The 6,187-nt window shown below is 39.0% G+C and carries 7 protein-coding genes; all 7 read left to right on the forward strand.

Annotation, left to right across the window (positions count from 1 at the left end; genetic code table 11):
- Nucleotides 1-144: 144 nt before the first annotated feature.
- The 7 genes from cysK (at nt 145) to lysS (ending at nt 5,810) form a co-directional block, all read left to right on the forward strand.
- On the forward strand, nt 145-1,074 hold the full coding sequence (gene cysK, locus AB7942_RS25870) for a cysteine synthase A (RefSeq protein ID WP_088084947.1): 930 nt from the start codon (nt 145-147) through the stop codon (nt 1,072-1,074).
- 149 nt (nt 1,075-1,223) lie between these two features.
- On the forward strand, nt 1,224-2,066 hold the full coding sequence (folP, locus tag AB7942_RS25875) for a dihydropteroate synthase (protein WP_088084948.1): 843 nt from the start codon (nt 1,224-1,226) through the stop codon (nt 2,064-2,066).
- Nucleotides 2,059-2,418 carry a dihydroneopterin aldolase gene (gene folB, locus AB7942_RS25880; protein ID WP_369449070.1) on the forward strand — a complete coding sequence of 120 codons (360 nt, stop codon included), beginning with the start codon at nt 2,059-2,061 and terminating at the stop codon, nt 2,416-2,418. The genes folP and folB overlap by 8 nt, the downstream gene beginning before the upstream one ends.
- 2 nt (nt 2,419-2,420) lie before the next feature.
- Entirely contained in the window at nt 2,421-2,948 is a 528-nt protein-coding gene (folK, locus tag AB7942_RS25885) for a 2-amino-4-hydroxy-6-hydroxymethyldihydropteridine diphosphokinase (protein ID WP_369449071.1), read from the forward strand.
- Nucleotides 2,900-3,106: a helix-turn-helix domain-containing protein gene (locus AB7942_RS25890; RefSeq protein WP_168241482.1), complete on the forward strand. Its 207-nt coding sequence runs from the start codon at nt 2,900-2,902 to the stop codon at nt 3,104-3,106. Before folK ends, AB7942_RS25890 begins: the two co-directional genes overlap by 49 nt.
- A 27-nt stretch (nt 3,107-3,133) precedes the next feature.
- Nucleotides 3,134-4,135, forward strand: a complete 1,002-nt coding sequence (gene dusB / locus AB7942_RS25895) for a tRNA dihydrouridine synthase DusB (RefSeq protein ID WP_369449072.1) — start codon at nt 3,134-3,136, stop codon at nt 4,133-4,135.
- Between the two features lie 190 nt (nt 4,136-4,325).
- Nucleotides 4,326-5,810, forward strand: coding sequence for a lysine--tRNA ligase (gene lysS, locus AB7942_RS25900; RefSeq protein WP_369449073.1), 1,485 nt, complete (start codon nt 4,326-4,328; stop codon nt 5,808-5,810).
- Nucleotides 5,811-6,187 lie beyond the last annotated feature (377 nt).

Consider the following 6,187-nt stretch of genomic DNA (forward strand, 5'->3'; position numbering starts at 1 on the left):
CACAGATGTTATTTCTGTGTTTTTTCATTCCCAAATTTGAAATATTGTAAAAATAGCGAACAAAACGATTGACAAACTAAGTATAAAACTGATAAATTTAATTATATAAATCCAATCAAATTACTCGGAATAGGGGTGCTCAAAATGGTTCGTGTTGCAAATTCAGTTGCCGATTTAGTCGGTCAAACGCCTATCGTTAAATTAAACAGATTAGTAGATGAAAATAGTGCAGAGGTTTATTTGAAACTTGAATATTTTAATCCTGGCAGCAGTGTAAAGGATCGTATCGCTTTAGCTATGATTGAAGCAGCAGAAGAACAAGGTTTAATTAAACCTGGTGTCGATACCATTATTGAGCCTACAAGTGGAAATACTGGAATTGGACTAGCTATGATTGCTGCAGCAAAAGGTTACAAGGCCGTTTTTGTTATGCCTGAAACGATGAGTTTGGAAAGACGGAATCTACTTCGTGCTTACGGTGCGGAACTTGTGTTAACACCTGGTCCAGCTGGTATGAAGGGTGCTATTGCTAAGGCAGAAGAATTAGTACAGGAACATGGTTATTTCTTACCCCAGCAATTTAAGAACCAAGCGAATCCTGAAGTTCATAGAAGAACAACAGGTAAAGAAATCGTTGCACAAATGGATCAATTAGATGCATTTGTTTCAGGAATCGGAACTGGAGGAACGATCTCTGGAGCAGGAAGTGTTCTTCGTGAAAAATTCCCTGAAATAAAAATCGTTGCTATTGAACCAACAGATTCACCTGTTCTTTCTGGCGGATCACCTGGCCCGCATAAGCTTCAAGGTCTTGGAGCAGGATTTATTCCAGAAACTTTAAATACTGATATTTATGATGAAGTGATTCAAGTTGGAACGGAAGATGCTTTTGCTGCATCAAGACGTGCAGCTAGAGAAGAAGGAATTCTTGGTGGTATTTCTTCAGGAGCAGCAATCCACGCTGCATTAGAAGTTGCGAAGAAACTTGGAAAAGGTAAAAAGGTTCTGGCAATTATTCCTGATAACGGTGAACGTTATTTAAGTACAGCGCTTTATCAGTATGATGCTGAATAAATAGTAAAGTGGAAACGCCTGTTTAGCGGCGTTGCAACTAGACAATTAAAGAGAGGCGTCGGCTTACCGATGCTTCTTTTTTTTGTAAACTAATTAAGATTTCATGTATGATAAAAAGAGTGAAAATAGCCTGTATAGGAGGATTAGGTATGAGAGCAACTCAAGAACAAATCAAATGTGGACCATATACCTTGGATAGTAGTAAAAAAACCATTATTATGGGCATTTTAAATGCAACTCCAGATTCCTTTTCAGATGGCGGCAAATTCAATCATGTTGAAATGGCTGTGGAACGGGCAAAAGAAATGGTCGCAAATGGGGCTGATATCATTGATATCGGCGGTGAATCGACACGGCCTGGCTTTGCAGCGGTTCCCCTCGAGGAAGAACTCAAACGGGTAATGCCGGTAATTGAGGCAATCGCTAAGCATGTCGATGTACCAATCTCGATTGATACGTATAAGGCAGAAGTGGCAAAGCAGGCGATAGAAGCAGGAGCCCATATAATCAATGATGTATGGGGGGCAAAAGCCGATGAAAAAATGGGTCAAGTTGCTGCAGACTACGGTGTTCCAATCGTGCTTATGCATAATCGTCATGACCGAAACTATAAGGTTTTCATGAGAGATGTCATTAATGATCTTTATGAAAGTATAACGATTGTCAAAAATGCAGGTGTAACGGATGAAAATATTATTCTCGATCCTGGTATCGGTTTTGCGAGGGATTATCAAGAAAATCTGCTAACTATGCAGAATTTAGATACATTTGTTAAACTAGGCTATCCAGTATTATTAGGGACATCCAGAAAAACAATGATTGGACAGGCATTAGATCTTCCGGTTCACGAAAGAATGGAAGGTACAGGAGCAACGATTTGTTATGGAATCCAAAAGGGCTGCCACATAATACGTGTTCACGATGTCAAGGAAATGAGCAGGATGGCAAAAATGATGGATGCTTTAATGGGAAAGGGTGAACTGATTGGATAAAATTTATGTCAATCGAATGGAGTTTTACGGCTACCATGGTGTTTTCCCGGAAGAGACTCAGCTGGGACAGCGATTTGAGGTTGATTTATCCGTTTCCCTTGATTTAAAAAAAGCAGGCGAAACAGATGAACTGGAGCACTCAGTAAATTATGCTGAGTTATACCAAGTATGTAAGGAAATAATCGAGGGGCAGCCGTATAAGTTAGTCGAAGCTGTTGCAGAAAGCATTGCTTCAAACGTCTTGATGAGGTTTCCACTTGTATCCGAGGTTACGGTAACCGTGATTAAGCCAAATCCGCCGATTGCAGGACATTACAGGTCTGTTGCAGTAGAAATTACAAGGAGAAGATAAAAGTGGAAAACACAGCATTTATTGCCCTTGGCTCGAATCTAGGAAACCGATATGATAATTTAACGAGTGCAATCAAAAAATTAACAAGCTATACTGATCTTCATTTGGTAAATTACTCCTCAATATACGAAACAGATCCGGTTGGCTATGAAGACCAAGATTTATTTTTAAATATGGTAATTGAGATTCAGACGGCATTAAGTCCAATGAAATTGCTGGATTTATGCTTAAAAATCGAATTGGAGCTTGGGAGAAAAAGGGAGATAAAGTGGGGTCCGCGAACAATAGACCTTGACATTCTAACCTTTAACCAAGAAAATATTGAAAGCGAGAAGCTCATAGTTCCACATCCGAGGATGCTAGAACGGGCTTTTGTAATTATTCCACTTTTAGAGATAATTCACGACAGTCCATTTTTAAAGATAAATAAATTGCTTGAATCATCGTTAGAAGAATTACCTGATAAAGAAGGAGTCCGAATATGGAAGCGGAAAAATGGGGAAGACGGATTCGTGCCTATCGGAAGCTAAAGGGCTTTACACAAGAAGGCTTTTCGAAGGAACTAGGTGTATCTGTATCGATTTTAGGAGAGATTGAAAGAGGAAATCGCCTGCCTGCAGTTGACCTGCTTGAGAGAATTGCGCATTCATTAAAAATAAGTATTGATGATTTAACTCCTAAGGAATAAGTTCATCAAAGAATAGGAGGTGGTTTCATGTTGAAAATTGGCGATATTGAAATGAAGAATCCAGTGGTTTTAGCTCCAATGGCTGGGGTATGTAACTCTGCATTCCGTCTAACGGTGAAAGAGTTCGGTGCTGGTTTAGTTTGTGCAGAGATGGTAAGCGATAAAGGTATCGTTAATAAAAACGAAAAAACAATGAATATGCTTTACATCGATGAGCGCGAAAAACCGCTTAGTTTGCAAATTTTTGGCGGCGAAAGGGAAACACTTGTCGAAGCAGCCAAATTTGTTGATAAGAATACCAATGCTGATATTATCGATATTAATATGGGCTGCCCTGTTCCAAAAATCACTAAATGTGATGCGGGAGCAAAGTGGCTTCTTGATCCAAATAAAATCTACGAGATGGTTTCTGCGGTAGTTGCGGAAGTGGAAAAGCCTGTTACCGTGAAAATGCGGATGGGCTGGGATGAACAGCATATTTTCGCTGTGAAAAATGCCCAAGCAGTAGAACGCGCAGGAGGAAAGGCTGTGTCGCTTCATGGCCGAACGCGTGTTCAAATGTATGAAGGAAAAGCTAACTGGGATATCATCCGTGAAGTAAAGCAAAACCTTAACATTCCGTTAATTGGGAATGGGGACGTCCAGACACCACAGGATGCAAAACGAATGCTCGAGGAAACTGGTGTGGACGGAGTCATGATTGGAAGAGCTGCCTTAGGAGATCCATGGATGATTTATCGTACCGTACAATATTTAGAATCTGGGATATTGATGCCTCAACCAACTGTTAGAGAAAAGATTGATGTATGTATTCTTCATCTTGACCGTTTAATCGCTCTGAAAAATGAAAATATTGCGGTTCGCGAAATGCGCAAGCATACTGCTTGGTATTTAAAAGGGGTCCGCGGCAACGCTAAAGTTCGTAATGCCATTAATGAGTGTGAAACAAGAGATCACTTAGTGACATTATTAAACGACTTAGTGTTAGAAGTTGAGGAAAAAGAACAAAGTCAGTTGATTGTTGGGTAAATTTGTCACTTAAAGTGTCTTTTTCGATACTAATTGGATGCTGCCAGTGAAATAACTGGCAGTTTTTATTTTATTAAGATCTTTTTTGATGTCTGAAAGTATAAGTTTGTGTAAAATAATAAAGTATGTAGAAAAATGGATGGATTAATGAAAGCATTTTACATAATAAATGATTATTGGAGTGGATTTTATGAGTCAGGAAGATTTAAATGACCAATTAAGGGTCAGACGTGAAAAAATGAACACCATGCGCGAAAATGGTCTTGATCCATTTGGTAAGCGTTTTGACCGTTCACACAATACAAATGAATTGATCGAGCAATATGGAGAATTAGAAAAAGAAGACATCGAAGCAAAAAACATTTCCGTTTCTTTAGCAGGCCGAATTATGACGAAGCGTGGAAAAGGTAAAGCAGGTTTTGCGCATGTTCAAGATTTAACAGGTCAAATTCAAGTATATGTTCGTCAGGATGCTATTGGTGAGGAGAATTACAAACTATTTGATACCGCTGACCTAGGGGATATTATTGGGGTAACTGGAACATTATTTAAAACAAAAGTGGGCGAGCTATCGGTAAAGGTAAAAAACTTTGTGTTCTTAACAAAGGCATTGCGTCCGCTGCCTGATAAGTTCCATGGGCTTAAAGATGTGGAACAGCGTTACCGCCAGCGTTATTTAGATTTAATCATGAGCCAGGAAAGTAAGGCGACATTTATTGCGAGAAGCCGCATTATTCAGTCGATGCGTCGTTATTTAGATGACCATGGTTATTTAGAAGTTGAAACACCTATGATGCATTCTATCGCTGGGGGTGCGTCCGCACGTCCGTTCATTACGCATCATAATGCTCTCGATATGCCGTTGTTTATGAGGATTGCCATTGAGCTTCACTTAAAGCGGTTAATTGTCGGCGGTCTGGAAAAGGTTTATGAAATTGGCCGTGTATTCCGTAATGAAGGGGTTTCTACCCGTCATAACCCAGAATTCACAATGATTGAACTTTACGAAGCCTACGCTGATTATCGTGATATCATGAGTCTTACTGAGAATTTAATCGCCCACATTGCTCAAGAAGTAGTTGGTTCTACTACAATTCAATATGGGGAATATGAAGTAGACCTTAAACCGGAATGGAAAAGACTTCACATGGTTGATGCCATCAAAGAATACACGGGTGCAGATTTCTGGAAAGAGATGAGTGTGGAAGAGGCTCGTGAACTTGCTAAAGAACATGGTGTCGAAATTAATAACAACATGCTTTATGGTCACATTGTAAATGAATTCTTTGAGCAAAAAGTAGAGGAAAAGTTAATCCAGCCTACTTTTATATACGGCCATCCAGTTGAAATTTCGCCGCTTGCGAAGAAAAATGATGAGGATCCAAGATTTACAGATCGTTTTGAATTATTTATTGTAGCGCGTGAACATGCGAACGCGTTTACAGAGCTTAATGATCCGATTGATCAAAGAGAACGATTCGAAGCGCAATTAAAGGAACGCGAACAAGGGAATGATGAAGCCCATATGATGGATGATGACTTCGTTGAAGCGCTGGAGTATGGTATGCCGCCTACTGGAGGATTAGGAATTGGAATAGACCGCATAGTTATGCTGCTGACTAATTCACCATCTATCCGCGATGTACTGTTATTCCCATTAATGCGTCATAAGTAATATCTTTAAAAAGTGCCGGTGCTGAACTGGCATTTTTTTTTATTGCTTTTAACCGTGAAGAGTTTGAATAGTTTTACTTTGTAATTTTATATAAAAAAATAATAAATACTATTGCAGTAGGTCTTTAATGGTGGTATATTAATATCTGTTGCTGCGAGACAGTGATGGCAAGAAAAAAGAGATAAAAAAAGTTATTGACTTTACATTGATAACTTGGTAAGATAATAAAGTCGCTTTTAGGCGATAGAGAAAATTGATCTTTGAAAACTAAACAAACAAAATCGTGCAAACAAACAAAAATTTTAGTTTCAAATAAGAAACTAAGCCAACGTAACAAATGAGCTAATCAACTTTCTTGGAGAGTTTGATCCTGGCTC

This window comes from Neobacillus sp. BF23-41, assembly GCF_041106275.1.

What these genes read in the sequence shown, in the direction of transcription:
- cysK (WP_088084947.1), top strand. Translation starts at nt 145, where the DNA reads ATGGTTCGTGTTGCAAATTCAGTTGCCGATTTAGTCGGTCAAACGCCT.
- folP (WP_088084948.1), top strand. Translation starts at nt 1,224, where the DNA reads ATGAGAGCAACTCAAGAACAAATCAAATGTGGACCATATACCTTGGAT.
- AB7942_RS25890 (WP_168241482.1), top strand. Translation starts at nt 2,900, where the DNA reads ATGGAAGCGGAAAAATGGGGAAGACGGATTCGTGCCTATCGGAAGCTA.
- dusB (WP_369449072.1), top strand. Translation starts at nt 3,134, where the DNA reads ATGTTGAAAATTGGCGATATTGAAATGAAGAATCCAGTGGTTTTAGCT.
- lysS (WP_369449073.1), top strand. Translation starts at nt 4,326, where the DNA reads ATGAGTCAGGAAGATTTAAATGACCAATTAAGGGTCAGACGTGAAAAA.